The sequence below is a fragment of the Streptomyces sp. NPDC059851 genome (assembly GCF_042732005.1).
Lineage (GTDB): Bacteria > Actinomycetota > Actinomycetes > Streptomycetales > Streptomycetaceae > Streptomyces.
In genome coordinates, this window is sequence record NZ_JBHWJJ010000001.1 from 1 (window position 1) to 26,644 (window position 26,644).

The window sequence follows — 26,644 nt, forward strand, 5'->3', positions numbered from 1 at the left end:
TCAATCGCCGGCGGGGCTGGCTTCGGGCTGGGCCCGGACCCGCGCGTCGATCGTTGGTGGGGCTGGTTTGGGGCTGGGGCCGGACCCACGCCTCAATCGCCGGCGGGGCTGGCTTCGGGCTGGGCCCGGACCCGCGCGTCGATCGTTGGTGGGGCTGGCTTCGGGCTGGGCCCGGGCCTGCGCGTCGGTCGTTGGTGGGGCTGGTTTGGGGCTGGGGCCGGGCCTGCGCGTCGATCGCTGGTGGGGATGAATTGCGCGGGTCGTAGGCTCGCTGCATGAGTGAACAGACGGTGCGGGACTGGCGTGCGGCTGCGGAGGGCGGCGATCTCGTCGTACTCGACGGGTTCCATGCACTGAAGCACGCGCTGCGGTTCGGGGCCGACGTGCGGGTTGCCGTGGCCGACGATCCCGAGGCGGTGCGGGCGCTGGCGGCGCAGCTGGCTCCCGATGTGGAGGACGAGGTCGAGCGGCTCGTGCGGGCCGCCGAACTGCGGACGCTCCTCCCCCGTGTGCACCCCACCGGGGTGGCCGCGCTCGCCGTGCGGCCGGACGCCGCCGACGGGCGGGTGCGGCTGGAGCGGATGCCGCGGACGGCACCGGTCGTCGTGCTCGACAATCCGCGCAACCTCGGGAACGTCGGTGCCGTGGTGCGGCTGGCCGCCGGGTTCGGGGCGACCGGCGTGGTCACCCGGGGCGACCTGGACCCGTGGCATCCGAACGTGGTGCGGGCCGGCGCCGGGCTGCACTACGCCACCACCGTGCAGTCCGTGACCCTGGACACCCTCCCGGACGGGCCGGTGTACGCGCTCGACCCGGAGGGCGAGGACATCCGTGCCCTCACCCTCCCGGACGACGCGCTGCTGGCCTTCGGCTCCGAGCGGCACGGGATCTCGCCCGAGCTGCGCGCCCGGGCCGATCACCTCGTGTCCCTGCCGATGCGCCCGCAGGTGTCCAGCTACAACCTGGCCACCAGCGTGGCCATGGCCCTCTTCCACTGGGGCGGACCGCACCCCGGCTGAGCCGCGGTCACGCCTGGCGGCGGACCTCCACCATGCGGAAGCGGTTGGCGACGAACGCCCCGTCGCACAGCGCCGCGTTCGCGGCCGGGTTGCCGCCCGAGCCGTGGAAGTCGGAGAACGCCGCGGTCTGGTTGACGTACACCCCGCCGGTCAGGTTCAGCGACAGCTGCGCCGACTCCTCCAGGCAGACCTCCTCGACGGCCCGCTCGGTGTCCTCGGAGGTGGTGTAGGCGCCGACCGTCATCGCGCCCTTCTCGCGCACCGTGCGGCGCAGCAGGGAGAGGGCGTCCGCCGTGCTGTCCACCGCCACCGCGAAGGAGACCGGGCCGAAGCACTCCGAGAGGTAGGGCGCCGAGTCGTCCGCCTTGCCGGCGTCCAGCTTCACCATGACCGGGGTGCGCACCACGGCGTCCGGGAACTCGGGGTTGGCCACCTCGCGGGAGGCCAGCGCTACCTCGCCGAGACCGGCGGCCGCCTCCAGGCGGGCCTTGACGTCCGGGTTGACCAGCGCGCCCAGCAGCGCGTTGGCGCGGGCGTCGTCACCGAGCAGGCCGCTGACCGACGCCGCGATGTCGGAGACGACCTCGTCGTACGTCTTGCGGCCGGCGTCCGTGTCGATGCCGTCCCGCGGGATCAGCAGGTTCTGCGGGGTGGTGCACATCTGGCCGCTGTAGAGCGACAGGGAGAAGGCGAGGTTCGCCAGCATGCCCTTGTAGTTGTCGGTGGAGTCGACGACGACCGTGTTGACGCCGGCCTTCTCCGTGTACACCTGCGCCTGGCGGGCGTTGGTCTCCAGCCAGTCGCCGAACTCGGTCGAGCCCGTGTAGTCGATCACCTTGACCTCGGGGCGGACGGCCAGGTCCTTGGCGATGCCCTCGCCCGGGCGGTCGACGGCCAGCGCGACCAGGTTCGGGTCGAAGCCCGTCTCCTCAAGGACCTCGCGGGCCACCTTCACCGTCAGGGCGAGCGGGAGGACGGCGCGCGGGTGCGGCTTGACCAGCACCGCGTTGCCGGTGGCGAGGGAGGCGAACAGGCCGGGGTAGCCGTTCCACGTCGGGAAGGTGTTGCAGCCGATCACCAGGGCGATGCCGCGCGGGACCGCCGTGAAGGTCTTGTCCAGCTGGAGCGGGTCCCTCTTGCCCTGCGGCTTGGACCAGTCGGCCCGCCCCGGGACGCGGGTCTGCTCCTCGTACGCGTACGCCACCGCCTCCAGGCCGCGGTCCTGCGCGTGGGGGCCGCCCGCCTGGAAGGCCATCATGAACGCCTGGCCGCTGGTGTGCATGACCGCGTGGGCGAACTCGTGGGTCCGTGCGCCGATGCGGGCCAGGATCTCGATGCAGACCAGGGCGCGGGCCTCCGGCCCGGCGTCCCGCCAGGCGCCCATGCCGGCGCGCATCGCGGGCAGCAGCACGTCCGGGTCCACGTGCGGGTACTCGATGCCCAGGGCGGGCCCGAACGGGGAGACCTCGCCGCCGGCCCAGCCGTCGGTGCCGGGCTGGTCCAGGTCGAAGCGGGTGTTGTGGAGGGCCTCGAAGGCGGCGAGGCCGTCGGCGGGGGCGGTCTCGCCGTACGCCTTGGGGTGCTCCGGGTGCGGGGACCAGTAGGCACGGCTGCGGATGGCCTCCAGCGCCTGGTCCAGGGTGGGCCGGTGCTTGGCGGACAGCTCCGACAGGGCGGGCGACTGGGAAACGGTGGGCTCGGCGGCCATCAGGGACCAACTCCTCGTTGAGCCGGGCAGGATCAGACTGGATCGCAGACTGGGATCAGGCAAGGGCGGGTGAAGAAGAGCAGACTGGAGTTAGAGTAACCGAACGATCGGTCGGGACAAGAGGGCCCGACCGACCTGTGGATAACTCGGTGCGGGAGGATCAGGACATGACAGCAATCGAGCGGTCCCGCACCGTTGCGGTGGTCGGCGCCGGCACCATGGGCCAGGGCATCGCCCAGGTAGCGCTCCTCGCAGGTCACCGGGTGCTGATCTACGACATCAACGCCGCCCTCGCCGCCGACGGCGTCGCCATCGTCCAGGACCGCGTCGAGCGCATGGCCGCCAAGGGCCGCCTGGAGCCCACCGAGGCCGAGGCCGCGAACGGCAGGATCCTTGCGGCCTCCGCCCTCTCCGACCTCGCGGACGCCGCGCTCGTCGTCGAGGCGATCGTCGAGGACACCACCGTCAAGCGCACGCTCTTCGCGGCGCTCGAAGAGGTGGTGGCCGAGGACGCCCTGCTGGCCACCAACACCTCCTCCCTCTCCGTCACCGAGCTGGCCGCCGGGCTCGCGCACCCCGGCCGCTTCCTCGGTCTGCACTTCTTCAACCCGGCCCCGCTGCTCCCCCTCGTCGAGGTGGTCAGCGGCCACGCGACCGACCCGGCCGCTGCCGAGCGCGGCTACCGCACCGTGCTGAGCTGGGGGAAGACCCCGGTCCGCTGCGCCGACACCCCGGGCTTCATCGTCAACCGCATCGCCCGCCCCTTCTACGCCGAGGCCTTCGCGGTGTACGAGGAGCAGGGCGCCGACCCGGCCACCATCGACGCCGTGCTCCGCGAGAGCGGCGGCTTCAAGATGGGCCCGTTCGCGCTGACCGACCTGATCGGGCAGGACGTCAACGAGGCCGTCACCCGGTCGGTGTGGGAGTCCTTCTTCCGCAGCCCCAAGTTCACCCCCTCGCTCGCGCAGCGCCGGCTGGTGCAGTCGGGCCGCCTCGGCCGCAAGTCGGGGCACGGCTGGTTCCCGTACGGTCCGGACGCGGTGGCCGCGGCCCCGCACACCGCCGGCCCGGAGGAGGCCCCGGAGAAGGTCACCGTGGTCGGTGACCTCGGCCCCGCCGCGGACCTCGTCGAGCTGATGGAGGAGGCCGGGATCGCGGTCACGGCCACCGGGACCGGGGGCCCGTACATCCAGCTGCCCGGCGAGGGGCAACTGGTGCTCGCGGACGGCAAGACCTCCGTCGAGTTCACCGACGTCGTCTACTTCGACCTCGCGCTGGACTACCGCGGGGCGACCCGCATCGCGCTCTCCGTCGGCGAGGACACCGGCGAGCGGACCCTCGCCGAGGCCGTCGGGCTGTTCCAGAAGCTCGGCAAGCAGGTCTCCGTGATCGGCGACGTCCCGGGCATGATCGTGGCCCGTACGGTCGCGATGCTGATCGACCTGACCGCCGACGCCGTCGCCCGGGGCGTGGCCTCCGCCGAGGACATCGACACCGCGATGAGGCTCGGCGTCAACTACCCCCTGGGCCCGTCCGCATGGCACGAGCGGCTCGGCCGCGACTGGGCGTACGACCTGCTGCACAACCTCGACGAGCGCTGCCCCGGCGGCCGTTACGCGCCCTCGCTGGCCCTGTTCAAGCTCGGCTACGCGGAATCCCCGGAGGAGGCTGCGGACGCCGAGGACGCTGCCGGGGGCGCCGAGGACGCCGCCGCGGCGGAGGAGCGCGCATGACGACCGCCAGGCGGGACACCTACACCCCCGAGTCGCTCCTGACGGTCGCGGTCCAGGTCTTCAACGAGCGCGGCTACGACGGCACCTCCATGGAGCACCTCTCCAAGGCGGCCGGCATCTCCAAGTCTTCGATCTACCACCACGTCGCGGGCAAGGAGGAGCTTCTCAACCGCGCGGTCAGCCGCGCGCTCGACGGGCTCTTCGCCGTGCTCGACGAGCCGGGGTCGGTGCGGGGCCGGGCGGTCGAGAGGGTCGAGTACGTCACGCGCCGCACGGTGGAGGTGCTGGTCGCCGAGCTGCCGTACGTGACGCTGCTGCTGCGGGTGCGCGGCAACACCCGGACCGAGCGCTGGGCGCTGGAGCGCCGCCGGGAGTTCGACCACCAGGTCGCGGAGCTCCTCAAGGCCGCAGCGGCCGACGGCGACCTGCGGGCGGACGTGGACATCCGGCTGGCCACCCGCCTGCTGTTCGGCATGGTCAACTCGCTGGTCGAGTGGTACCGCCCGCACCCCGGGACCACCCCGGACCAGCTCGCCGACGCCGTGGTCCACATGGCCTTCGACGGGCTGCGCACGGTACGCGGCTGATCGGCGGGGATGGTTCGCCGGGTTCGCGGCGAATGTGGCCGAAAAACTGTGCGATCAAGGGGCCCCTCCGGCATGTACGCTGAGCGCGACTCACAATCCTGAGCGTGTTCAAAACTGGGGGGCCGGTGCTCAATCGCCGTCTTGTAATGTCCGCTGCCGTCGCCGTGGCGGCCAGCTTCGGAACGGTGCTGGCGCCGGCGGCGGCCCAGGCCGCTCCCGCCGCGCCGGCGGCCGCGGTCAAGGGGAAGTCCGTCCCGGGCCCGGACGCGGGCAAGCCGGTCAAGCTGGCCCAGCCCGAGGTCAAGACCTTCCACAGCCCCGCCGAGCGCTCGGTCCGCAAGAGCCTGCGCACGACCAAGGGGCAGACGTCCGGTGCCACGCCGCAGGCCGACGCCGCGCCGCAGGCCGACACCGCCGTCTCCGCCGGCAACCCGGACCTCGCCGTCGTCCTCAACGCCAAGCCCACGTCGGCGCACGGCATCGAACTCCAGTCCTCGATCGTGAGCGCCCCGGGCGTCTCGCTGAAGGTCACGTACGACTGGGGCGACGGGTCGGTGGACGTCGTCGACGGCACGCCCGACCTGGAGACGACGCAGCAGCACCGCTACGCCGAGCTGGGCGAGTACAACGTCAAGGTCACCGTGACGGACGCGACGAACCAGGTGGCGGTCGTCAACGAGCTCCCGCTCTCGACGATCGGCTCGGACTTCACGCCGCACACCCCGACCCGTCTGCTGGACACCCGCAGCGGGATCGGCGCCGCGAAGGCCAAGGTCGCGCCGTACACCTCGGCCCGCGTGAAGATCGCCGGCAACGCGAAGATACCGGCGGGGGCCAGCGCCGTCGCCCTGAACGTCACCGTCACCAACACCACCAGCGGCGGCCACGTCACGGCCTTCGCGTCCGGCGGCAAGCGCCCGACCACCTCGAACCTCAACTTCGAGCCCGGCCAGACCGTTCCCAACATGGTGATCGTGCCGGTCGGCAAGGACGGGTACGTCGAGCTGTACAACGGCGGCTGGGAGTCGGTCGACCTCCTCGCGGACGTCACCGGCTACTTCACCCGCTCCGCCTCCAGCGGCTACAGCCCGATGACGCCGACCCGCTTCGTCGACACCCGCGAGGGCCTCGGCACCTCCTGGGGCCAGGTGCCCGGCCAGGGCACGTTCGGCACCCAGATCAGCGGCCTGCGGGGCGTCCCCGGCGGCATCACCGCCGTGGCGCTCAACGTGACCGTCACCAACCCGCGCGAGGACGGCCACCTGACCGTCTTCCCGAGCGACGTGCAGCAGGTCCCGACCACCTCGAACCTGAACTTCCGGGCGGGCCAGACCATCGCCAACTCGGTGATCGTCCCGGTCGGCGCCGACGGCAGCATCAAGGTGCGCAACGGCGCCTGGGCCGGGGTCGACGTCATCGTCGACGTCGTCGGCTACTACAGCCCCGACAGCCAGGGCGCGTACATGTCGGTGGCCCCGAACCGCATGATCGACACCCGGGACCCGGAGTGGGGCAGTGAGCCGCTGCCCGGCCGGTACTACCTGTGGCAGCCGATCTCCCACAAGGAGCAGGGCATCGCCGGGTACGTCATGAACACCACCGTGACCAGCCCCGCCGAGGCCGGCTTCCTGTCGGTCGCCCCGGACCCGAACACGCCGGACCAGTACTTCAACAACACCGCGGTCGAGCCGGCGCGGCCCACCGCGTCCAGCCTGAACTGGGCGGCCAACAAGACCGTCGCGAACATGGTCCAGGCGAGCTCCGGCGGTCCCAACGGCGTCGTCGACTTCTGGAACCAGAGCTGGGGCCCGATCCACCTGATCGTGGACATCTTCGGCTACTACGAGACGAAGTAGGACCGTTCGCGGGCGGCCCGGTCCCGGATGGCGACCGGGCCGCCCCGATGGCAGCCTGGGAGAGAAGTTCCCGGCGACCGGTCGCCACCTCCGCACCGCTGTACACACAGTTCCTCCGCGGGAGGTGGACCCTCGTGACGAGCCGTGCTTCTCGAACCCGCTGTCTTCTCGGCCCCCTCGTGGCCGCTGCCCTCTCCGCCGCGCTGGTACCCGTCGCGGCGCCCCCGACCGCAGCCCAGGGCTGTGACACCTCCGTGGTGTGCCTGATCAACGCCCAGCGCACCAGCCGCGGGCTACCGGCCCTGACCCTCAACGGACCGCTGACGAGCGCGGCCCGGCAGCACGCCGTCGCCGCCGTCCAGCAGAAGTGGTGGGGCCCGGGCAAGGACCCGCACCGGAACCCGCAGACGGGCTCCACGCCGGAGAGCCGCATCAAGGCGGCCGGCTACTGCCCGAATCCGCGCTCCTGGGCGTTCGGCGAGATCACCTACACCGGCTGGGGCACCGGAGGCACCCCGAAGGCCGCCGTCAACTGGTGGATGAACAGCCCGGGCCACCGCGCGCTCATCCTCGACGGCTCCATGCGCGACATCGGCAGCTGGGCGCAATCCGGTGCGGCCGACCCCGCCGGTGCCGGTGCGAGCAATGCCTGGACCTACGTGGTGACCTTCGGCCGCTGCCAGCAGTGACCCGGTCCGGCGCGCCACACGTCTGCGGGCCGGCCCGGCCTCCGGGGGCCGCTAGTCCTCCGGGAGGGCCGGGCCGGCTCCGCCGCCCTGGTGCGCCTGGTCGAGCAGGTCCGTTTCCTCGAAGACGAGCAGGGTGCGCGTGGAGAGGACCTCCGGAATGGCCTGGAGGCGGGTGAGGACCAGCTCGCGCAAGGTCCGGTTGTCCGGGGTGTGGACGAGCAGCAGGACGTCGAAGTCGCCGCTGACCAGGGCGATGTGTGCGGCGCCGGGCAGCTCGCGGAGCTTCTCGCGGACCGTGCGCCAGGAGTTCTGCACGATCTTCAAGGTGATATAGGCGGAAGCCCCTTGACCTGCGCGTTCGTGGTTGACGCGGGCCGTGAACCCGCGGATCACCCCGTCGTCGATGAGCCGGTTGATCCGGGCGTAGGCGTTCGCGCGCGACACGTGGACCTGCTCGGCCACCGAACGTATCGACGCCCGGCCGTCCGCCTGGAGCAGCCGCATGATCGACCGGTCGATGGGGTCCAGCGGGCGCGGCGGGACGGACGGGGCCTGTGGGCCGGAGGAGGCACCCCCCGCCGGGACCGGTGCGGAACCGCCTGCGGCCATTTGTTCATCCGGCATTGCCCACTGCCTCCCTGCTCTGGACGTCCTGCACCCATCCCAAGGCCCCGGCGCCCGTTTGTCCACAGCCTGAAGCCGCCTGTAGCCAAATTGCGCCAACGACCGAACAATCGGTTGGTGAGGCGCCTCACAGCCGAGGTAGCCCCCTGCCCGCTTCCCAAGAGGAGGTGTACGCCGCCATGACGGTCCAAGAGCTGCCCGGTGCCGGGGCGTCCCACCGCTCCACCCCGCCGCCCGCCTGGAGTCCCCGTACGGACCCCGCCCCGCTGCTCCCGGACCCCGAGCCGTACCGGGTGCTGGGCACGCCGGCCGCAGACGGGCTCGACCCCGAGCTGATGCGCCGCTGCTACGCCGAACTGGTGCGCGGGCGCCGTTACAACGCGCAGGCCACCGCCCTCACCCGACAGGGCCGGCTCGCGGTGTACCCCTCCACGGTCGGCCAGGAGGCCTGCGAGATCGTGGCCGCGCTGGTCCTCCAGGAGCAGGACTGGCTCTTCCCCAGCTACCGCGACACCCTCGCGGCCGTGGCGCGCGGGCTGGACCCCGTACAGGCCCTGACCCTGCTGCGCGGCGACTGGCACACCGGCTACGACCCCCGCGAGCACCGGATCGCCCCGCTGTCGACCCCGCTCGCCACCCAGCTGCCGCACGCGGTGGGCCTGGCGCACGCCGCGCGGCTGCGCGGTGACGAGGTCGTCGCCCTCGCCATGATCGGCGACGGCGGCACCAGCGAGGGCGACTTCCACGAAGCCCTGAACTTCGCGGCCGTCTGGAAGGCCCCGGTGGTCTTCCTCGTCCAGAACAACGGCTTCGCCATTTCCGTGCCGCTCGCCAAGCAGACCGCCGCCCCGAGCCTGGCCCACAAGGCCGTCGGCTACGGCATGCCCGGTCGCCTGGTCGACGGCAACGACGTGGCGGCCGTCCACGAGGTGCTGTCCGAGGCGGTCCGGCGGGCCCGGTCCGGCGGCGGGCCGACCCTGATCGAAGCCGTCACGTACCGCATGGAAGCCCACACGAACGCCGACGACGCGACCCGCTACCGCGGTGACGCCGAGGTCGAGGCATGGAAGGCGCACGACCCGGTGGACCTGCTGGAGCGCGAGCTGACCGCCCGCGGCATCCTCGACGCGGAGGGCATCGAGGCCGCCAAGGAGGCCGCCGAGCAGATGGCGGCCGCCCTGCGCGAGCGGATGAACGCGGACCCGGTCCTGGACCCGATGGACCTGTTCGAGCACGTCTACGCGGAGCAGACCGGCCGGCTGCGCGAGCAGGCGGACATGCTGCGCGCCGAGCTCGAGGCGGAGGAGCAGTCGTGACGACGGTGGCGGCGAAGCCCGCGACGATGGCGCAGGCCCTGAACCGGGCCATGCGCGACGCCATGGCCGAGGACCCGACGGTCCACATCATGGGTGAGGACGTCGGCACCCTCGGCGGCGTCTTCCGCATCACGGACGGCCTCGCGAAGGAATTCGGCGACGACCGCTGCACGGACACCCCGCTCGCGGAGGCCGGCATCCTCGGTACCGCGGTCGGCATGGCCATGTACGGTCTGCGGCCGGTCGTCGAGATGCAGTTCGACGCGTTCGCCTACCCGGCGTTCGAGCAGCTCATCTCGCACGTGGCGCGCATGCGCAACCGCACGCGCGGCGCGATGCCGCTGCCGATCACCATCCGTGTGCCGTACGGCGGCGGGATCGGCGGCGTGGAGCACCACAGCGACTCCTCCGAGGCGTACTACATCGCCACGCCCGGCCTGCACGTGGTGACCCCGGCGACCGTCGAGGACGCGTACGGGCTGCTGCGCGCGTCGATCGCGAGCGACGACCCGGTGGTCTTCCTGGAGCCGAAGCGGCTGTACTGGTCGAAGGCCGACTGGAACCCCGAGGCGCCCGCCGCCGTACCGGGCATCGGCACGGCGAAGGTCCGGCGCACGGGCACGAGCGCGACGCTGATCACCTACGGCCCCTCCCTCCCGGTGTGCCTGGAGGCCGCCGAGGCGGCCCGCGAGGAGGGCTGGGACCTGGAGGTCGTCGACCTGCGCTCGCTGGTGCCGCTCGACGAGGACACCGTCATGGCCGCCGTGCGCCGTACCGGGCGCGCGGTCGTGGTGCACGAGGCGAACGGCTTCGGCGGACCGGGCGCGGAGCTCGCCGCCCGCATCCAGGAGAAGTGCTTCCACCACCTGGAGGCGCCGGTGCTGCGCGTGACGGGCTTCGACATCCCGTACCCGCCGCCGATGCTGGAGAAGCACCACCTGCCCGGTGTGGACCGCATCCTGGACACCGTGGCCCGCCTGCAGTGGGAGAACTGATGGCGCAGGTAATGGAGTTCAAGCTCCCCGACCTCGGGGAGGGACTGACCGAGGCCGAGATCGTCCGCTGGCTGGTGGCGGTCGGCGACGTCGTCGCCGTCGACCAGCCGGTGGTCGAGGTCGAGACGGCCAAGGCGATGGTGGAGGTGCCGTGCCCCTACGGCGGTGTGGTCACCGCCCGCTTCGGGGAGGAGGGCACGGAGCTCCCCGTCGGGGCACCGCTGATCACGGTGGCGGTGGGCGCGGGTGCGGCCGCCGCGGCCGGTGCGGGTGCGCAGGCGGAGCCGGAGGCGTCCGGCTCCGGCAACGTCCTGGTCGGCTACGGCACGGACCACTCCCGCCCGGCGCGTCGGAGGCGGGTGCGACCGGGCTCCGCCGCGCCGGCTCCCGCCGCTGCCGCCGTGTCCCGGCCCGTTGCCGCTGCTCCGGCTCCGGCTCCGGCTGCTGCTCCGGCTCAGGCCGCTGTTGGCGCCCCGGCTGCCCCGGTTGCCGGACCCGTGCCGGTCATCTCGCCCCTGGTGCGCAAGCTCGCCCGGGACCACGGGATCGACCTGCGCGCCCTGCGCGGCTCCGGCCCGGAGGGCCTGATCCTCCGCGCGGACGTCGAGGCGGCGCTCAAGGCTCCCGCCCCGGCTCCCGCCCCCGCCCCGGCGGTGGCCGCTCCGGTCGCGGCGGCCGGCGAGCGCATCCCGCTCAAGGGCCTGCGGGGCGCGGTGGCGGACAAGCTCTCGCGCAGCCGCCGGGAGATCCCGGACGCCACGTGCTGGGTCGACGCCGATGCCACCGAGCTGATGGCGGCCAGGGCGGCGATGAACGCCGCGGGCGGCCCGAAGGTCTCGGTGCTCGCGCTGCTGGCCCGGATCTGCACGGCTGCGCTCGCCCGCTACCCGGAGCTCAACTCCACCGTGGACCTGGCGACGAACGAGATCGTCCGGCTGCCGGCCGTGCACCTCGGCTTCGCCGCCCAGACCGAGCGCGGCCTGGTCGTGCCGGTCGTGCGCGACGCCCAGGGGCGCAGCGCCGAGTCGCTGACGGCGGAGTTCGCCCGGATGACGGAGCTGGCCCGGACCGGGAAGCTGGCCCCGTCGGACCTCACGGGTGGCACGTTCACGCTGAACAACTACGGCGTGTTCGGGGTGGACGGGTCCACGCCGATCATCAACCATCCGGAGGCGGCGATGCTCGGGGTGGGCCGGATCGTCCCCAAGCCGTGGGTGCACCAGGGCGAGCTGGCGGTCCGCCAGGTGGTCCAGCTGTCCCTCACGTTCGACCACCGGGTCTGCGACGGCGGGGCCGCAGGCGGCTTCCTGCGGTACGTGGCCGACTGCGTGGAGTCCCCGGCGGTCCTGCTGCGCTCGCTGTAGCCGCCCGGGCGGTACCGCCGCGGCTCCCGGCACGGGTCATACGGCCCGCGTCGCCGGGAGCCGCGGCGGCGTCCAGTCCGCGTGCCGCAGGATGCCGCGGACCACGGCGCCGGAGGGGGCCAGGCGCAGCGCGCCGTTGCGCAGGGACACCGCCACGGGGTGGGAGAGCCGGTGGCCGAGCCGTCCGGCCCGGCGGGCCGCGCGGGCCACGCCCTGGCTGCGGGGCCGGCGTACGGCGTCGTAGCGGGCCAGTGCCGTCTCCACGTCCGGGGCGGCGGCCAGTTCGGCGGCGAGGGTGACCGCGTCCTCCAGGGCCTGGCAGGCCCCCTGGCCCAGGTTCGGCGTCATCGCGTGCGCGGCGTCCCCGAGCAGCGCCACCCGGCCGGCGGTGTAGGCCGGCAGCGGGGTCGCCAGCTCGTGGACGTCGTGGTGCAGCACGTCCTCGGGCCGGGTGGCCGCCAGCAGCCGGGCGACCGGCTCCTGCCAGTGCGCGAACCGCTGCCGGAGCACGGCCAGGGGGTCCGCGTGGCGGATGCCCGCCGGGGAGGCCAGCACGGCGTGCCATTCCGCCCGGCCGTCGGCGAAGGCGATGTGCCCGAACTCCGCGCCCGGCCCCCAGGTGAGCTGGAAGTCGGTGTCCAGGGCGACCGGTTCGGCGGTGATGGCGCGCAGCACCGTGGACCCGCTGTAGACGGGGCCCGGATGGTCCGGGAAGAGCCGCGTGCGGATGCCGCTGCGCAGCCCGTCGGCCGCGACCACCACGTCCGGCGTCGTGCCGGGCCGCCCGCCCGGCCCCTTGCCGAGTGCCGTGTCGAGCGAGCCGGTCACCCCGGTCCGCAGGCAGCCCGGCGGCAGCGCCCCGCGCAGCAGGCGGTGGAGCTCGGCGCGCGGGATGCCGGTCATGGGGACGCCGAGGGCGCGCTCCAGGGCGGCGCCGTCCATCCGGGACAGGGTGCGCCCGTCGGGGGTGCGGGTTCCGCCGGTGTACTGGTGCCGGGCGGCGGCGCGGACTACCCCGCCCACGCCCAGCGCGTCGAGGGCGCGGATGCCGTTCGCGGCGAGCGAGATGCCGGCGCCCGCGTCGTCGAGTACGGCGGACCGCTCCAGGACGGTCACCTCCCAGCCCGTGTGGTGCAGGCCGATCGCTGCCGCGAGGCCTCCTATGCCGCCGCCGATCACCAGGGCCCTGCCGTTCATGCGCACCTCTTTCTACAGATGTAGAAGTCGTGCTGCGCAGTGTACCGCGGAGCTTCTACAGGTGTAGAAATGGGGGGTGAGCGAAGAACGACGCGCCGTGCTGGCCGATGCTGCCATCGAGGTCCTGGCCGACGCGGGCATGCGAGGACTGACCCACCGTGCGGTGGACCGGGCCGCCGGCCTGCCCGACGGCACCACCTCGGCCTACTTCCGGACCCGCGCCGCCCTGCTGACGGCCCTCGTACGCCGTCTCGTGGCCCGGGACCAGGCCGAGCTGCAGGCCGCCGGTGAGCACACGCCCCCACTGCGCACCCCCGCCGAACTGGTCGACGGACTGGCCGCGCTGACACGGGCCCGGCTCACCGGGGAAGGGCGGCGGCGCTCGCTGGCCCGCTCCGCCTGCGTCCTGGAGAGCGTCCGGGACCCCGAGCTCCGCGAGATCCTCCTGCCCCGCGAGAACGCCGGCCGCGCCGCCGTACGGGCCTTCCTGGCCGCGTACGGCGCACCCGACCCGGACGCCCGCACGCAGACCCTGCTGGCCTGTGTGGACGGCCTCGTATTCGAACACCTGGTGCAGGGCACCGAGGTGCCGGTCGACGCCCTGGAGGGACTCGTCGCCGCTGCCCTCAGGTAGCCGCCCCGATGGGCGGACGGAACGTCAGACGGTCAGCAGGAGCTTGCCCACGTGGGTGCTCGACTCCATCGTCCGGTGGGCCTCGGCGACCTCCTGGACGGGGTACGCGGCGTGCACCACCGGGCGGACCCGGCCCGCTTCCACCAGGGGCCACACGTGCTCCCGGACGGCCGCGACGATGGCCGCCTTCTCGGCCGGCGGGCGGGCCCGCAGCGTGGTCCCGGCGATCGCCGCCCGCTTCGACAGCAGGGTGCCCAGGTTCAGTTCGGCCTTGACCCCGCCCTGCAGCCCGATGACGGCGAGCCGCCCGTTCACGGCGAGTGCGTCGACGTTCCGCGCCAGGTACTTCGCCCCGATGATGTCCAGGATCACGTCGGCCCCGGCTCCGCCCGTCGCGGCCCGCACCTCCGCCACGAAGTCCTGCTCGCGGTAGTCGATCAGGATGTCGGCGCCCAGTTCCTTGCAGCGGGCCAGTTTCTCCGGGCCCCCGGCCGTCACCGCCACCGTCGCGCCGACGGCCTTCGCCAGCTGGATCGCCATGGTGCCGATACCGCTGGAGCCGCCGTGCACGAGCACGGTCTCGCCGGGGCGTACGTGGGCGACCATGAACAGGTTCGACCAGACCGTGCAGGCAGCCTCCGGCAGGGCCGCCGCCGTCACCAGGTCCACGCCCGCCGGAACGGGCAGCAACTGGCCCGCCGGTACGGCCACCCGCTCCGCGTACCCGCCGCCGCTGAGCAGCGCGCACACCTCGTCGCCCACGGCCCAGCCGGAGACGCCGGGGCCGACCGCGGAGATCCGCCCGGAGCACTCCAGACCCGGGTGGGGCGAGGCGCCGGGCGGCGGGGCGTAGAACCCTTGGCGCTGAAGGACGTCGGCACGGTTGACGGCGCTCGCGGCGACGTCGACGAGGACCTCGCCCTCGCCGGCCACCGGGTCGGGGGCCTCGGTCCAGACGAGGGCCTCGGGACCGCCGGGCTGCTCGATCGTGATCGCATGCATGGCCCGGAGCGTACGCCAACACCCCGGTTGCGGGCCCCGTCACGGGCACCGATAGTGGGAGGGGCGTCCGACCTTGATCAGCGGCCGCCGGCGGGCCCGCCACGCGGCGCCGGCGCCTTTCTCGCGGCATCTCCCGCGGCATCGAGAGAGGGGCACTCCATGCGCACGTCCCCCCGCATCCGCCGTCTGGCGACGGCCGCGACGGCCCTCGCGACCGGCGGCCTCATGCTGCTTCCCGTTCCCGCAGTGGCGCACCCCGCTGTGCCCGCCGGCCCGGGTCCGGTGTCGGGGGGCTCGTTCCAGTTCGTCAACCTCCAGACCGCCAAGTGCGCGACCGTCGCCGGCGGCGTCTCCACGGCCAACAACGTCGAGCTCGTCCAGTTCGGCTGCGACACGCACCCGTCGCGCCGGTGGGTCCTCACGGACTACAACGGTCGCTCGTACCGGATCTACAACGACCAGACCGACAGGTGCGCGACCGTCGCCGGCGGCGAGTCCCAGGAGAACAACGTGGGGCTCGTCCAGTTCACCTGCGACAGCCACCCCTCGCGCCGCTGGCGGCTCAGCAACTGGGACAGCGCGAGCAGCTCTTACCAGGTCGTCAACGCGGCCACCGGCCTGTGCATGACGGTGGCAGGCGGGGTCTCCACCGACAACAACGTCCGGCTCGTGCAGTACGACTGCGACTCGCACCCGTCGCGCCGCTGGAGCCTGCGCCTGGCGGGATGACCGTCGCCGGGGCCGGCCGGCGGGCTGCGGGCGGGACTACTCCCCCTCGGTGGCCGGGGAGGCGGGCGGAAGCGCCCGCACGATGGTGATGAGACGGTCCGTCAACTGGAGCGGACTCGCGTGCGGGTCGTCGTACGGGATCAGCCGGTGGCCCCGCAGCACGCTGACCACCAGGTCGTCGGTCTCCCGCACGCTGCGGCCCACCTCGGACTTGGTGACCGGCCGCTCCATGATGTCCAGGCCGCTGCCCTGCTGGATCAGGTCCTCCATGACCGTGCCGGCGCTCGGGCTCAGGACCGAGAGCCCCAGCAGGCGGCCGGCCGCGCTCGCGCTCGTGATGACCGCGTCCGCGCCCGACTGGCGCAGCAACGGGGCGTTCTCCTCCTCGCGGACCGCGGCGACGATCTTCGCGCCGCGATTGAGCTGCCGTGCCGTCAGCGTCACCAGAACCGCCGTGTCGTCCCGCTGGGTGGCGACGATGACCTGACGGGACCTGTGCACCTCCGCGCGGAGCAGGACCTCGGAACGGGTCGCATCGCCCACCACCCCCGTGTAGCCCTCCGCGTTGGCCGCCTCGATCACCTTGGAGCTGGGGTCGACGATGACGACCTGATCCTTCCGGAGGCCGGTGGCCAGCAGGGTCAACAGGGCGGAACGACCCTTGGTGCCGAAGCCGACGACGACCGTGTGATCTCGCAAGTTCTTCCTCCAGCGGCCCAGCCGCCACTCTTCCCTGGTCTTCTCGGTCAGCACTTCCAGGGTGGTCCCCACCAGGATGATCAGAAAGAGCACGCGGAGCGGGGTGATCAGCAGGACGTTGACCAGCCGGGCGCTGTCGCTGTGCGGGACGATGTCGCCGTAGCCGGTCGTCGACAGGGTCACGGTGGCGTAGTAGACGCTGTCGAGGAAGTCGACCTTCTCGTCCGCGTTGTCGTGGTAGCCGCCGCGGTCGAGCCAGACGATCAGGACCGTCAGGCACAGGACGAACAGGGCCAGCAGGAGGCGTTTGACGACCTGCCGGGTGGGCTTCTCCACCACCCGCCGGGGCAGTTGGACGCGGCGGGAGACCAGCTTCTCGCCGGCCTCCCGGGCGATGGCGTCCTGGCCGTGGAGTTTCACGTGAAACATCCCCCCGAGACCCACGGCAGATCGAGGATCTCCAGGTCCTGCCCCGCCCGTGCGCCGTGCGGGGGTACGACGGCCAGCGCGTCGGCGGCGGCGATGCCGCGCAGCATCGCGGGGCCGGTGTAGCGCAGCGGCACGGCGTGTTCGTCGGTCAGCACCACCGGCACGAGCCGGGTGTCGTACGGGTGGCCAGGGATGCCGCTCTGGACGGGGACGGCGTACCGGGGGCGCTGCCGGCGGCCCGCGAGGGCGCGCAGCAGCGGTTCGGCGAGGGTCAGCAGGCCGGACACGGCGGCGAGCGGGTTGCCGGGCAGCCCGACGAGGTGGCGGCCCTCGGCGCGGTCGCCGAGCCGGGCCAGCAGCATGGGATGCCCGGGGCGTACGGCCACCCCGTCGACCAGGAGCTCCGCCCCGGCCCGCCGCAGGACGGGGTGGACGTGGTCCACGGGCCCGGAGGCGGTGCCGCCGGTGGTGATGACCACGTCCGCGTCGGAGCCGGTGACGGCGTCCAGCAGCTCCTCGGCCCCCGCGGGGTCGTCGCCGATCCGGTGGGTGGCGGTGACCTCGGCACCGATCCGGGTCAGCCAGGGGCCGAGCATGGGGCTGAGGGCGTCGCGGATCAGGCCGTCGTGCGGGCGGCCCTCGGTGAGCAGCTCGTCGCCGAGGACCAGGACCTCCACCCGGGGCCGCTGCCGGGTGGCCAGCTCGTCGTACCCGGCGGCTGCGGCGAGGCCGAGCACGGCGGGGGTGACGAGTGACCCGGCGGGCAGCATCAAGTCGCCGGAGCGGCACTCCTGGCCACGCGGGCGGATGTCCTGGCCGGTCTGCACCGGCCGGTCGGCGTAGAGCTGGGAGCCGGACTCCCGCGAGTGCTCGCTGCGGAGCACTGCGGTGGTGTCGGCGGGGATCCGGGCGCCGGTGGCGATCCGTACGGCCTCCCCGTCGGCCAGCGGTTCGGGGCGTTCGGAGCCGGCCAGCACGCCTTCGCCGGGGCGGACGGTCCAGGGGCCGGGCCCGGCCACGGCCCAGCCGTCCATGGCGGAAGTGTCGAAGGACGGCAGGTCGGTCAGGGCCTCCAAGGGCTGGTGCAGGACCTCCCCGAGCGCATCTGGCAGGGGCACGTGGTGGGTGCGGGCCCGGACACCGGATCCGGCGCGGGTGGCGGTCTCGCGGGCCTGCGCCCAGCCGGGCGCGCGGCGTCCGCCGGGCCCCGGGCCCGGGCCGCTGCCGGCGGGGTTCCGGCTGACCAGGGCGAGGGCCTCGTCGAGGGCCTCCATGGCGTGGTCGGAGTCGGTGGGGCTCATGGCGTGCCGCTCTCTTCGGTACCGGCGCCGTCCCCCGCCTCGGCGGCCCAGCGCAGTGCGAGGTCTGCGGCCTTGCGGGCGGCCTCCGCGACGGCGGCGGCGGGGTCCGCTCCGGCGGCTTCGGCACGGGCCGCCGCGTAGCCGACCAGGAAGGTGGTCAGCGGGGCGGCGGGCCGGGCGACGCCGTGGGCGGCGTCACGGGCGAGGTCGAGCAGGGCCTTGGTGTCGACGTCCACGTCGATGCCCAGCTCGGCCTTGGCGGCGGTGATCCATTGGTCCAGCACGTTTCCATGCTCCCTGATCCTGGCGCGGGCTGAAGCAAGATCCTCCCAGGTGTCGCAGTCGAAGGAGGCGAGCGGCTCGGTGTCCGTCACGTGCGCCAGCCGCAGTTCGGCGGTGAGCGCGCGCAGCGGCAGGCCCGACAGGGTTCCGTGCTCGGCGGCCAGCAGGGCGATCTCCCGGCGCAGCGGTTCCGCCCGGTAGGCGGCGACGAGGGGCTGGTCGCGCCCGGTGCGGTCGCGCAGCACGGCGCCCTCCACACCTCCGGCGCCCTCCACCCCCTCGGCACCGGGGCCACCGGGCGTTCCGGCGGGCGCCGCGAGCAGGGCCCGGACGGTGGCCCGGTCGAGGAAGGGGAGGTCGGCGGAGAGGACGAGGACCACCTCGGCCGTGGTCTGCCGCAGTCCGGCGTCGAGGGCGGCCACGGGGCCGGCGCCCGGCGGGTCCTCCCTGGCCCAGCGGACGGGGCGGGCGGTGGGCCGGCGGCTCCCGACCACCACGGTGGCCGTCGCGTCGGCGCAGGCGTCGAGGACGCGGTCGAGCAGGGTCCGGCCGCCCACGCGCAGACCCGGCTTGTCCACACCGCCGAGTCGACGCGCGGCGCCGCCGGCGAGGACGATCGCGTCGTAGCTCATGCCCCCGAGTATGCGCGGACCATGTACCAGCCGGTGAACCGCACTTGTCGTGACCTTCTGCGATCTGCCGTGACCTGCCCGAACCTGCCCGAACCTGCAGCCACTTGCGCAGGCCTGCCGCGACCTGCGCGACCTTCCGGTGACCTGGCCGCGCCGCACCCCCGGCGTCGCACCGTCCGCGCGCGTCCGTGCCCTGAGGACGGGAACGGGAACGGGAACAGGAACGGGCGGGGCCGGAGGAACCGGTCCCGCCCGCGTACCACTGCTCGCCCGCTCGGTGCCCGCTACAGATAAGGACCCGAGCGGACGGGTCGCTGCGGGCCTTCCTCGTCGTCGTCGTGGGATGCGCCGGCCGGCAGGGCCCGGCGCATCTGCTCCAGTTGGGCCCGCGCCGCCATCTGCTGCGCGAACAGGGCGGTCTGGATGCCGTGGAAGAGGCCCTCCAGCCAACCCACCAACTGGGCCTGGGCGATGCGCAGTTCCGCCTCGGACGGTACGGCATCCTCGGTGAACGGCAGGGAGAGCCGCTCCAGTTCCTCGACGAGCTCCGGAGCCAGGCCGTCCTCCAGCTCCTTCACCGACGCCGCGTGGATGCCCTTGAGCCGGACCCGGCTCGCTTCGTCCAGGGGTGCGGCGCGGACCTCTTCCAGAAGTTGCTTGATCATGCTGCCGATCCGCATGACCTTGGCGGGCTGTTCGACCATTTCCGTCACTGGGACCTCGCGCGACTCGTCATCGGCGCCGCCGACCGCCATCCCGTCCTGTCCCACGATCAGGACGTGCGGGGGACTGTCCTGCGACCGTTCACTCCTCGGCATCTCCATGCCTGTCATTCTCTCGCACACCTGCGTACCCCACGGTGTGCCCCCGTACGGGCGTGATCCACCCTGTACGGGGGCGGCAACACCGGGTGACCGTTCAGGCGGCCGCGCGCCGCGCGAACCCGCCGTCGGACCTGGTCACCAGGGCGGCCAGGAGGGCGGCGCCCAGCGGGACCAGGACCAACAGCGCCCCGAACGTCTCCCACGGCAGGACGATCGGCACGTACAGCACGTCGTCCGGGCCGCCGGCCTCCTCGATGAACTGCGCCGCCTCGCGCCGCTGGAAGAGCCGCAGGCCGACCGCGGGCAGCATCCCGGACACCGTGCCCAGGACCACGCCCATGAAGGCCACGAGGCCGCACTGGAAGCCGCTGAACGCCCGCCGCACCCGTGGTGCCGCGCCGACCGCCGCGAGGGTCCGCAAGTCGGGTTCGGCGTCGGTCTGGGCGAGGCCCGTCGCGATGCCGGCGGCGCCGATGGTGACCAGTCCCGCGAAGACGGTCAGCGCGAGCAGGGTGAGGTTGCTCTCGCTGCGGTAGCCGGACTCGATGAGGACGGGGGCCGCCACGCCGATCCGGTCGATCTGCGCGGCCAGCTGCTGCTGCCGGTCGGTGGCCTTCCCGTCCAGGGTGAAGTACGAGGCGAACGGCTGGGTGGTGAGCCCGGCGGCCCGGGCGGCGGACGGTGGCAGGACGAGGGCGATCCCGTAGGCGTGGACGCCTTCGGGTGCCTGGTGCACGGCGAACACCGCGTCCCGGCCGGGCGGGTCCTCGCCGTCCGCGCCCCGCGCGTCGTCCCCCAGCTCGGGGACCAGCCGCAGGGTGACCTTGCCGTCCTTGACGTCACGCCGGTCGAACGAGACGGCGCGGCCCGACTTCAGCGCAGAGACCGTACCCGGGTCGGTGACGGCGAGGGTGGCCAGCAACTTCTCGTCGGCGACCACCGTCCGGTGCATCGCACCGTGCCGGACCGAGGCGCAGCGCCAGTCCCGCAGCAGCGCCTTGCGCTCCGCGTCGGAGAACGAAGAGGGAGTGAGCGGGTCCTGGAAGAGCGGGCAGCGCTGCTCCTTGGGCCGGATGATCTCGGCCCGGCCGCAGCCCGGGCTGAGTGCGGGCTGCTCGCAGCCCGGCCCGCCCACCTGGACGTGGTCCACGTCCGCCCGTACGGCCAGCGGGAGTTCACGGCTCACGGCCTCACGGACGGCGGCCATGGTCTTCTGGTGGCCGGACTCGTGCAGCTCCACCTTGCCGGAGCCGGCCGGTAGTTCGGCGACGTACTCGAACCGGGCCTGGGCCTCGCTGCTGTGCTCGTAGGTGGCGACCGCGACGGTGCCGGCGACGGCGGCCAGGACGGCGGCCACGGCGGGGGCCGTACGGCCACGGTTGCGCACCGCGTCGCGCAGCGCGAGCCGCGGCGAGAGCGGCAGCCGGTGCCCGAGCCGCCCGAACAGGCCGATGAGCACCGGGGTGAGGGCGACGAGGCCGAGCTCGGCGAGGGCACTGCCGAACACGACGACGCTGGCGCCCGTCCCGGAGGCGGCGCCGAACAGGGCGATGGCGGCGCCGAGGCCGATGGCCGCGAGCCCGACGACGGGCAGCACGCGGTTGGCCCGGCGGACTCCGCGCCGGCCGGTCAGCGAGGCCAGCACGGGCTGCCGGGAGGCGGTGACGGCCGGGACGACCGCGGCCAGCAGGCCGGTCACGACGGCGAGCAGGGCGATTCCGGCGATCTCCAGCGGGCGGACGTCGAGGCTGCCGAAGCGCGCGCCGACGAACTCCTCCAGCAGCGGCCGCAGGGCCACGGTGAGCAGGGTGCCGGCCGCGGTGCCGAGGACGGCGGCCGCGGCGCCGATGACCAGGCCGCCGGAGAGCACGATGGCCCGGATGTGACGCCGGTCGCCGCCGTTGGCGCCGACGAGCCCGAGCTGGCGGCGCGAGCGGCGGGCGCCGACCGCGAAGGCGGGCCCTGCCAGCAGACAGATCTCCAGCACGGCGAGGCCGACGATCGTGGCGACCCCGGCCATTTCGCTGACCGGCAGCCGCGGCTCGGAGTCGCCCAGGCTCTCCATCTGCGCGTACAGCGGCACGTCGGACGAGGCCGGCGGGTCCAGCACGACGGCGCGGGAGTGGACCAGCACGCCCTTGGCGTTGGCCTCCTTGACCATGTTCCACGTGAAACCACCCGGCCCGACCTTCACGAGGTACGAGTCGTCGGCGACCACCCCGGGCACCCCGGCGGCCTGGAGCTCCTTGTCGAGCGGGGTCAGCAGGGTGCCGGGCGGGGCGATGACCTCGCTCTTGCCGAGTTCCGAGGGCAGCTCGTAGGCGCCCACGATCCGGTACCAGGTGCTCGATCCGCGGGGAGTGAACTGGGAGCCGACGAACAGGCCGGAGGCCTTCAGGAAGGCGTTGGTGGCGACGACCTCGCCCGCCTCCTCGGGTGTCCGGCCGCGGTCCAGCACGACCATGCCCTTGACCAGCGGACTGGACAGGTCGACCTCGCGCAGCGCGGTGTCGAGGAGCCCGTACCGGGTACGGACCTTGGCGTGGCCGGAGCTGTCCTTGAGGGACTCGGCGCCCGCCGGGACCAAGGACACCAGCTGCTGCGGGCCCGGCTCGGGCAGCTCGTCGGAGGTGAAGCCGCCGACGGGCGAGAAGCCGCCGCCGTCGGGCTTCTGGTAGACGGGCGCGCCCGTGCCGGAGGAGGTCAGGACGGCATCGGCGGCACCGATCCGCCGCGTGACGGTCTCGGCGGGGGAGAGCTCCGCGCTGCGCAGGGTCAGGTCCGCCGCGCTGACCCCGAGGATGGGCAGGGCGATCATCGCGAGGACGAGGGAGCTGCGGCCCTTGGCGCGCCAGGCATCGCGGCGCGCGATGCGGAGGGCCGCGACCCAGGAGTGGTACGCCTTCACGGACGGCCCGCCTGCCCGGACAGCAGCGATTCCGCGTGGCTGCGCAGGGTCGAGTCGACGATGCTGCCGTCGCGCAGGAAGACCACACGGTCGGCCCAGGCGGCGAACCGGGGTTCGTGGGTGACGAGGATGCCGGCGGCTCCTGCGTCGCAGCGCGAGCGGAGCAGGGCGAGGACGGATTCGCCGGTCTCGGAGTCGAGGGCGCCGGTGGGTTCGTCGGCGAGGACCAGGCGGCGGTCGCCGACGAGGGCGCGGGCGATGGCCACGCGTTGCTGCTGGCCGCCCGACATCTCGTCGGGGAACCGGTCGGCGGCCGCGCCGAGTTCCATCTCGTCCAGGGCGGCGAGGGCGGCGGCCCGGGCCTTGCGGGCGGAGGTCCCGTCGAGTTCGAGGGGCAGGGCGACGTTCTCGGCGGCGGTGAGGGCCGGGACCAGGTTGTAGTCCTGGAAGACGTAGCCGATGCTGCGGCGGCGCAGGGCGGCGAGCTGCCTGCGGTTCGCGGCGGTGATGTCGGTGCCTTCGACGAGGACGCGGCCGCCGGTGGGCCGGTCGAGGCCGCCCGCGAGGGTGAGCAGCGTGGACTTGCCTGAGCCGGAGGGCCCCATGACGGCGACGAGTTCGCCGGGGTACACGGCGAGGTCGACACCGCGCAGGGCGTGCACCTCGGTGGCCCCGGTGCCGTGCGTGCGGACGAGCTTGTCGAGCTGGAGTACGGGTTGCGCGGGGCGCTGGTCGGTCATGGGTCCCCCCTGGGACGGCGGTGGCGTCAGCTCCGCGGGGAGCGGGCGGCGCGGGGTGGCGGGGCGGCGTCGGTACCGGCCGCGGGTTCGGTGGCCTGGGACGGGGTGGGTTCGGCTCTCCGGCCGGCCGTGAGGGAGAGCCGGACGAGCCGGGACTCGCTGTGGTCGAGCCAGCGGGCCTCGGCTTCGGTCTGGAAGATCAACTGTTCGAGGACCAGGAGCCAGGCCACGTCGTCGCGTTCGCGGGAGTCGCCCTTCTCGATGGCGGCGAGTGCCTGCACCTTGAGGCGGGTGTAGTCCTGCATCGCCTTGATCGTGGCGTGCCGCTGGGCCTGGATGACGGCGCGGATGTCCACGCCGGGCGAGCCCACCGCCATGGCGAGCTTGATGGACAGCTCGTCGCGGGGCGGGTTGGCGCGGTCGACGGGGCGCGCGTACCACTCGCTCAGTTCGGCGCGGCCGGTGTCGGTGATGGCGTAGAGGGTGTGGCCGGCGGTGTCCTCGCCGCCGGGGGCGACGAGGCCGTCGCGTTCCAGGCGGGCGAGGGTGGTGTACACCTGCCCGACGTTGAGCGGCCAGGTGGAGCCGGTGCGGGATTCGAACTCGGTGCGCAGTTGGGAGCCGTACCGGGGTCCTTGTTCCAACAGGGCGAGAAGGCCGTGACGGATCGACATACTGAGTATGTATACCGAGTATGTTCGACTGCGCAACCGTCCCCCGGGCCGCTCCGGGCGCCGCCCGCCACATGGGCCCCGGGCGGGGTCCCTCACGCCCGGCGCGGGGTCAGAGGCCCTTGCGCAGCCGTGCGCCGAGATAGCCCAGCCCCAGCCCCATCAGGGCGAACCCGGTTCCGAGCGGCAGCAGGTGCGCGGCGAGGTCGGCGGCCCGGTCGTTCGTCCCGGCGGCCAGGGTGGGGTACGGGTCGGCGGGGGTGTGCTGCGCGGGGGGCGGCTCGGGCGGGGGCGGAGTGGGGGGCACGGGGCGGGGCCGCGCCGGGAGGAAGGGGCGGGAGGCGAGGACGGCCTCGGGATTCGCCGGCTCGGCCGCGGGGCGCCCCGGCCGCACCCGCCCGACCCCGGCGACGCTGCCGGCCAGCTTCCCGTACCACTCCTCGCCGGGGGCGTCGTCCGCCGGATCGGGAGCCCGGGGTGCCGACGCGGAGGGTGCGGCGAGCAGGGAGGCGGAGGCGGCCGGGGCGGCCGGCGAGAGCGCCGCGGCGAGCAGTGCGGCGACGGCGGGCAGGTGCCGGGTGCGCGCGGCCGGCGGGCGCGGCGCCCGGAGGCTTCGGTTCACGGGGAGCCCCTCCCATCCGTGGGGGTCCCCCCGGACGGAGTCTGGGGGAGGCCGGGATGTCCCGCTCAGATTCACATGGTGGGGCAAAACAGGCATCCCGGGCGCCCTGTCGGGGGTGCCCGGGATGCAGTGTCCCGCTACATGGGGCCGAACGGCCGACATCCATCCGGCGGACCGGACCATCCGGCCGACCGGACGGTCCGCCCGAACCGGAGGGTCCGTCCGAACCGAACCGAACCGAACCGAACCGGACCGTCCGCCCGAACCGGACCGTCCGCCCGAACCGGACCGTCCGCCGACGCCGGCCGGTGCCGGTCAGGTCGGCCGGACCGGGCGGCCGCCTACTGCGGGTCGCCCGTGGAGACGATCAGCGTGAACTCGGTGCCCTCCTTGTCGACCTTGCCGCCCGCCTCGGGCAGCTGCGACAGCACCGTGTCCTCGCCGTAGACCGCCTCGTCGCGCTTCTCGATCTTGTACTTCCAGCCCGCCGCCTGGATGCACTCCTTCACCGAGCGGAGGTGCCTGTACCGGAAGTCCGGCGCCATCACCTTCGTGGCGTCGCTGTAGTGCTTGCTCGGCTCCTTGCACTGCTTCGGGTCGATCGTGCGGGTCGGGTCCGGCCCCTTGTGCCCGGCCTTGGCGGAGCCGGACGGGGTGGCCGCCTGGCCGCCCGTGGTCTGCTGGCCGGCCTGGGTGCCCTTGTTGCCCTCGTCGTCGCCGTTGTTGACGACCGCGTAGACGAGGCCGCCGATGGCGATCAGCGCCACCGCGATCGCGCCCACGACCACCGGCATGTTCCTCCTGCCGCCGGAACCGGCCGAGGCCTGCTGGCCGGTCGGCGCGGAGGCGAACGGCGGCGGGGTCTGCGGCGCGTACTGCTGCGCCACCGGCGGCTGCGGCGGGTAGGCGTAACCGCCCTGACCGTGCGTCTGCGCCACCGGCGGCGGGGTCTGCGCGTACGGGGCCGGAGCCGGCGTCGGCGCGTACGGCTGCTGCACCGACGGGCCGGCCGGCGTCTGGAAGCCGGAGTCCAGCGGCGGGAACACGGTCGAGCCGACGCCCGCCCCGCTGCCGCCGGTGTGGGCGCCCGGGACGATGGCCGGGGCGCCGGTCTGACCGGCCGCCAGGACGCGAGCGATCTCGTCCGCCATGGTGGCCGCGGTGGGGAAGCGCTCGTTCGGGTTCTTCTTGAGGGCCCGTGCCACCAGTGCGTCCACCGCCGGGGTGAGCGACCGGTTGATGGAGGACGGGGCGACCGGCTCCTCCTGTACGTGGGCGTAGGCGATGGCCAGCGGCGAGTCGGCGTCGAACGGCAGCCGGCCGGTCAGCAGCTGGAACAGCATGATGCCGACCGAGTACAGGTCGGAGCGGGCGTCGACGCCGCGGCCCAGCGCCTGCTCGGGCGACAGGTACTGCGGGGTGCCGACCACCATGCCGGTCTGCGTCATCGAGGTGACGCCGGACTGCATGGCGCGGGCGATGCCGAAGTCCATCACCTTGACCACGCCGCGCTTGGTCATCATCACGTTGCCGGGCTTGATGTCGCGGTGGACCAGCCCCATCTCGTGGCTGGTGTCCAGCGCGGCCAGCACGTCGGCCGTCACCTTCAGTGCCTTCTCGGCCGGCATCGCCCCGTACTGGCGGACGTCCGCGGCGAGCACCGAGCCGAGCGGCTGGCCCTCGACGTACTCCATGACGATGTACGGCATGACCGCCGCGTCGCTCCGGCCGTCGGGGAAGGTGACCTCACCCTCGCCCGTGTCGAAGACCGAGACGATGTTCGTGTGCGACAGTTTCGCAACAGCCTGGGCCTCACGGCGGAAACGCTCGCGGAACGAGGCCTCCCGGCCGAGGTCGCTGTGCAGGGTCTTGATGGCGACTTGCCGGTCGAGCGCGCTGTCGTACGCCAAATAGACGGACGCCATACCGCCCGCACCGAGCAAGTCCCTTAGCTGGTAACGGCCACCGGCCAGAGAGCCGCCCGCGTACTGGGCCTGATTGCCGTCCTGGCTCATGACTGTTGCTTCCCCTCGGGGTGTGTCTCTACGCGTCTGGCTGAGCGCATGTCGGGCCCAGTCTGCCG

Annotated in this window: 23 protein-coding genes; 10 read left to right on the plus strand and 13 right to left on the minus strand. The window is 73.6% G+C overall.

Features of this window, described 5'->3' with window-relative positions:
- The first annotated feature begins 275 nt into the window (after window positions 1-275).
- Window positions 276-1,019, plus strand: a complete 744-nt coding sequence (locus ACFV7Q_RS00005) for a TrmH family RNA methyltransferase (protein ID WP_385421697.1) — start codon at window positions 276-278, stop codon at window positions 1,017-1,019.
- Window positions 1,020-1,026: 7 nt separating this feature from the next.
- Here ACFV7Q_RS00005 and paaN read toward each other — a convergent pair whose 3' ends face one another.
- Complete coding sequence (gene paaN / locus ACFV7Q_RS00010; protein ID WP_385421700.1) at window positions 1,027-2,727, minus strand: phenylacetic acid degradation protein PaaN; 1,701 nt, start codon at window positions 2,725-2,727, stop codon at window positions 1,027-1,029.
- Window positions 2,728-2,894: 167 nt separating this feature from the next.
- Between paaN and ACFV7Q_RS00015 the strand changes: the two genes are divergently transcribed.
- The 4 genes from ACFV7Q_RS00015 (at window position 2,895) to ACFV7Q_RS00030 (ending at window position 7,592) form a co-directional block, all read left to right on the plus strand.
- Window positions 2,895-4,460, plus strand: coding sequence for a 3-hydroxyacyl-CoA dehydrogenase (locus ACFV7Q_RS00015; RefSeq protein ID WP_385421703.1), 1,566 nt, complete (start codon window positions 2,895-2,897; stop codon window positions 4,458-4,460).
- Window positions 4,457-5,047, plus strand: coding sequence for a TetR/AcrR family transcriptional regulator (locus ACFV7Q_RS00020; protein WP_385421706.1), 591 nt, complete (start codon window positions 4,457-4,459; stop codon window positions 5,045-5,047). The genes ACFV7Q_RS00015 and ACFV7Q_RS00020 overlap by 4 nt, the downstream gene beginning before the upstream one ends.
- Before the next feature lie 146 nt (window positions 5,048-5,193).
- A complete protein-coding gene (locus tag ACFV7Q_RS00025; protein WP_385421709.1) occupies window positions 5,194-6,903 on the plus strand; it encodes a PKD domain-containing protein in 1,710 nt (569 codons plus the stop codon).
- Between the two features lie 179 nt (window positions 6,904-7,082).
- A complete protein-coding gene (locus ACFV7Q_RS00030; RefSeq protein WP_385421712.1) occupies window positions 7,083-7,592 on the plus strand; it encodes a CAP domain-containing protein in 510 nt (169 codons plus the stop codon).
- A gap of 51 nt (window positions 7,593-7,643) precedes the next feature.
- Here ACFV7Q_RS00030 and ACFV7Q_RS00035 read toward each other — a convergent pair whose 3' ends face one another.
- The gene (locus tag ACFV7Q_RS00035) at window positions 7,644-8,216 is read right to left on the minus strand and encodes an Lrp/AsnC family transcriptional regulator (RefSeq protein ID WP_385421715.1); all 573 of its coding nucleotides are present in this window, start codon (window positions 8,214-8,216) and stop codon (window positions 7,644-7,646) included.
- 179 nt (window positions 8,217-8,395) lie between these two features.
- On the opposite strand from ACFV7Q_RS00035, the gene pdhA reads away from it, so the two are divergent.
- Genes pdhA through ACFV7Q_RS00050 form a run of 3 tightly spaced genes read left to right on the plus strand, consistent with a single transcriptional unit; the run spans window position 8,396 to window position 11,891 of the window.
- Entirely contained in the window at window positions 8,396-9,532 is a 1,137-nt protein-coding gene (gene pdhA / locus ACFV7Q_RS00040) for a pyruvate dehydrogenase (acetyl-transferring) E1 component subunit alpha (protein WP_385421718.1), read from the plus strand.
- A 26-nt stretch (window positions 9,533-9,558) separates the two neighbouring features.
- Window positions 9,559-10,527 (plus strand): alpha-ketoacid dehydrogenase subunit beta, encoded by a 969-nt coding sequence (locus ACFV7Q_RS00045; protein ID WP_385422009.1) that lies wholly within the window; start codon window positions 9,559-9,561, stop codon window positions 10,525-10,527.
- Window positions 10,527-11,891, plus strand: a complete 1,365-nt coding sequence (locus tag ACFV7Q_RS00050) for a dihydrolipoamide acetyltransferase family protein (protein ID WP_385421720.1) — start codon at window positions 10,527-10,529, stop codon at window positions 11,889-11,891. The genes ACFV7Q_RS00045 and ACFV7Q_RS00050 overlap by 1 nt, the downstream gene beginning before the upstream one ends.
- A 36-nt stretch (window positions 11,892-11,927) precedes the next feature.
- Here the strand turns inward: ACFV7Q_RS00050 and ACFV7Q_RS00055 are convergent, their stop codons facing one another.
- Window positions 11,928-13,088 (minus strand): FAD-dependent monooxygenase, encoded by a 1,161-nt coding sequence (locus tag ACFV7Q_RS00055; protein ID WP_385421722.1) that lies wholly within the window; start codon window positions 13,086-13,088, stop codon window positions 11,928-11,930.
- A gap of 76 nt (window positions 13,089-13,164) precedes the next feature.
- Here ACFV7Q_RS00055 and ACFV7Q_RS00060 point away from each other — a divergent pair, with 76 nt between their 5' ends.
- Entirely contained in the window at window positions 13,165-13,722 is a 558-nt protein-coding gene (locus tag ACFV7Q_RS00060; RefSeq protein WP_385421725.1) for a TetR/AcrR family transcriptional regulator, read from the plus strand.
- Between the two features lie 24 nt (window positions 13,723-13,746).
- Here ACFV7Q_RS00060 and ACFV7Q_RS00065 read toward each other — a convergent pair whose 3' ends face one another.
- Window positions 13,747-14,724 (minus strand): NAD(P)H-quinone oxidoreductase, encoded by a 978-nt coding sequence (locus ACFV7Q_RS00065; RefSeq protein WP_385421728.1) that lies wholly within the window; start codon window positions 14,722-14,724, stop codon window positions 13,747-13,749.
- A 159-nt stretch (window positions 14,725-14,883) separates the two neighbouring features.
- Here ACFV7Q_RS00065 and ACFV7Q_RS00070 point away from each other — a divergent pair, with 159 nt between their 5' ends.
- Window positions 14,884-15,453 (plus strand): RICIN domain-containing protein, encoded by a 570-nt coding sequence (locus ACFV7Q_RS00070; RefSeq protein ID WP_385421730.1) that lies wholly within the window; start codon window positions 14,884-14,886, stop codon window positions 15,451-15,453.
- A 36-nt stretch (window positions 15,454-15,489) separates the two neighbouring features.
- Here ACFV7Q_RS00070 and ACFV7Q_RS00075 read toward each other — a convergent pair whose 3' ends face one another.
- The 9 genes from ACFV7Q_RS00075 to ACFV7Q_RS00115 form a co-directional block, all read right to left on the minus strand.
- Window positions 15,490-16,581, minus strand: coding sequence for a potassium channel family protein (locus ACFV7Q_RS00075; RefSeq protein WP_385421733.1), 1,092 nt, complete (start codon window positions 16,579-16,581; stop codon window positions 15,490-15,492).
- Window positions 16,569-17,882, minus strand: a complete 1,314-nt coding sequence (locus ACFV7Q_RS00080) for a molybdopterin molybdotransferase MoeA (RefSeq protein WP_385421736.1) — start codon at window positions 17,880-17,882, stop codon at window positions 16,569-16,571. Before ACFV7Q_RS00080 ends, ACFV7Q_RS00075 begins: the two co-directional genes overlap by 13 nt.
- Window positions 17,879-18,796, minus strand: a complete 918-nt coding sequence (locus tag ACFV7Q_RS00085) for an NTP transferase domain-containing protein (protein ID WP_385421740.1) — start codon at window positions 18,794-18,796, stop codon at window positions 17,879-17,881. The genes ACFV7Q_RS00080 and ACFV7Q_RS00085 overlap by 4 nt, the downstream gene beginning before the upstream one ends.
- A gap of 284 nt (window positions 18,797-19,080) precedes the next feature.
- A complete protein-coding gene (locus ACFV7Q_RS00090; protein WP_385421743.1) occupies window positions 19,081-19,620 on the minus strand; it encodes a bacterial proteasome activator family protein in 540 nt (179 codons plus the stop codon).
- A 94-nt stretch (window positions 19,621-19,714) separates the two neighbouring features.
- Entirely contained in the window at window positions 19,715-22,438 is a 2,724-nt protein-coding gene (locus ACFV7Q_RS00095) for an FtsX-like permease family protein (protein ID WP_385422011.1), read from the minus strand.
- Between the two features lie 86 nt (window positions 22,439-22,524).
- Complete coding sequence (locus ACFV7Q_RS00100) at window positions 22,525-23,268, minus strand: ABC transporter ATP-binding protein (protein ID WP_385421746.1); 744 nt, start codon at window positions 23,266-23,268, stop codon at window positions 22,525-22,527.
- A 26-nt stretch (window positions 23,269-23,294) separates the two neighbouring features.
- Window positions 23,295-23,942 (minus strand): PadR family transcriptional regulator, encoded by a 648-nt coding sequence (locus ACFV7Q_RS00105; RefSeq protein ID WP_385421748.1) that lies wholly within the window; start codon window positions 23,940-23,942, stop codon window positions 23,295-23,297.
- Between the two features lie 109 nt (window positions 23,943-24,051).
- Complete coding sequence (locus ACFV7Q_RS00110) at window positions 24,052-24,561, minus strand: hypothetical protein (protein ID WP_385421750.1); 510 nt, start codon at window positions 24,559-24,561, stop codon at window positions 24,052-24,054.
- Window positions 24,562-24,902: 341 nt separating this feature from the next.
- On the minus strand, window positions 24,903-26,576 hold the full coding sequence (locus ACFV7Q_RS00115) for a protein kinase (RefSeq protein ID WP_385421753.1): 1,674 nt from the start codon (window positions 26,574-26,576) through the stop codon (window positions 24,903-24,905).
- Window positions 26,577-26,644: the final 68 nt, after the last annotated feature.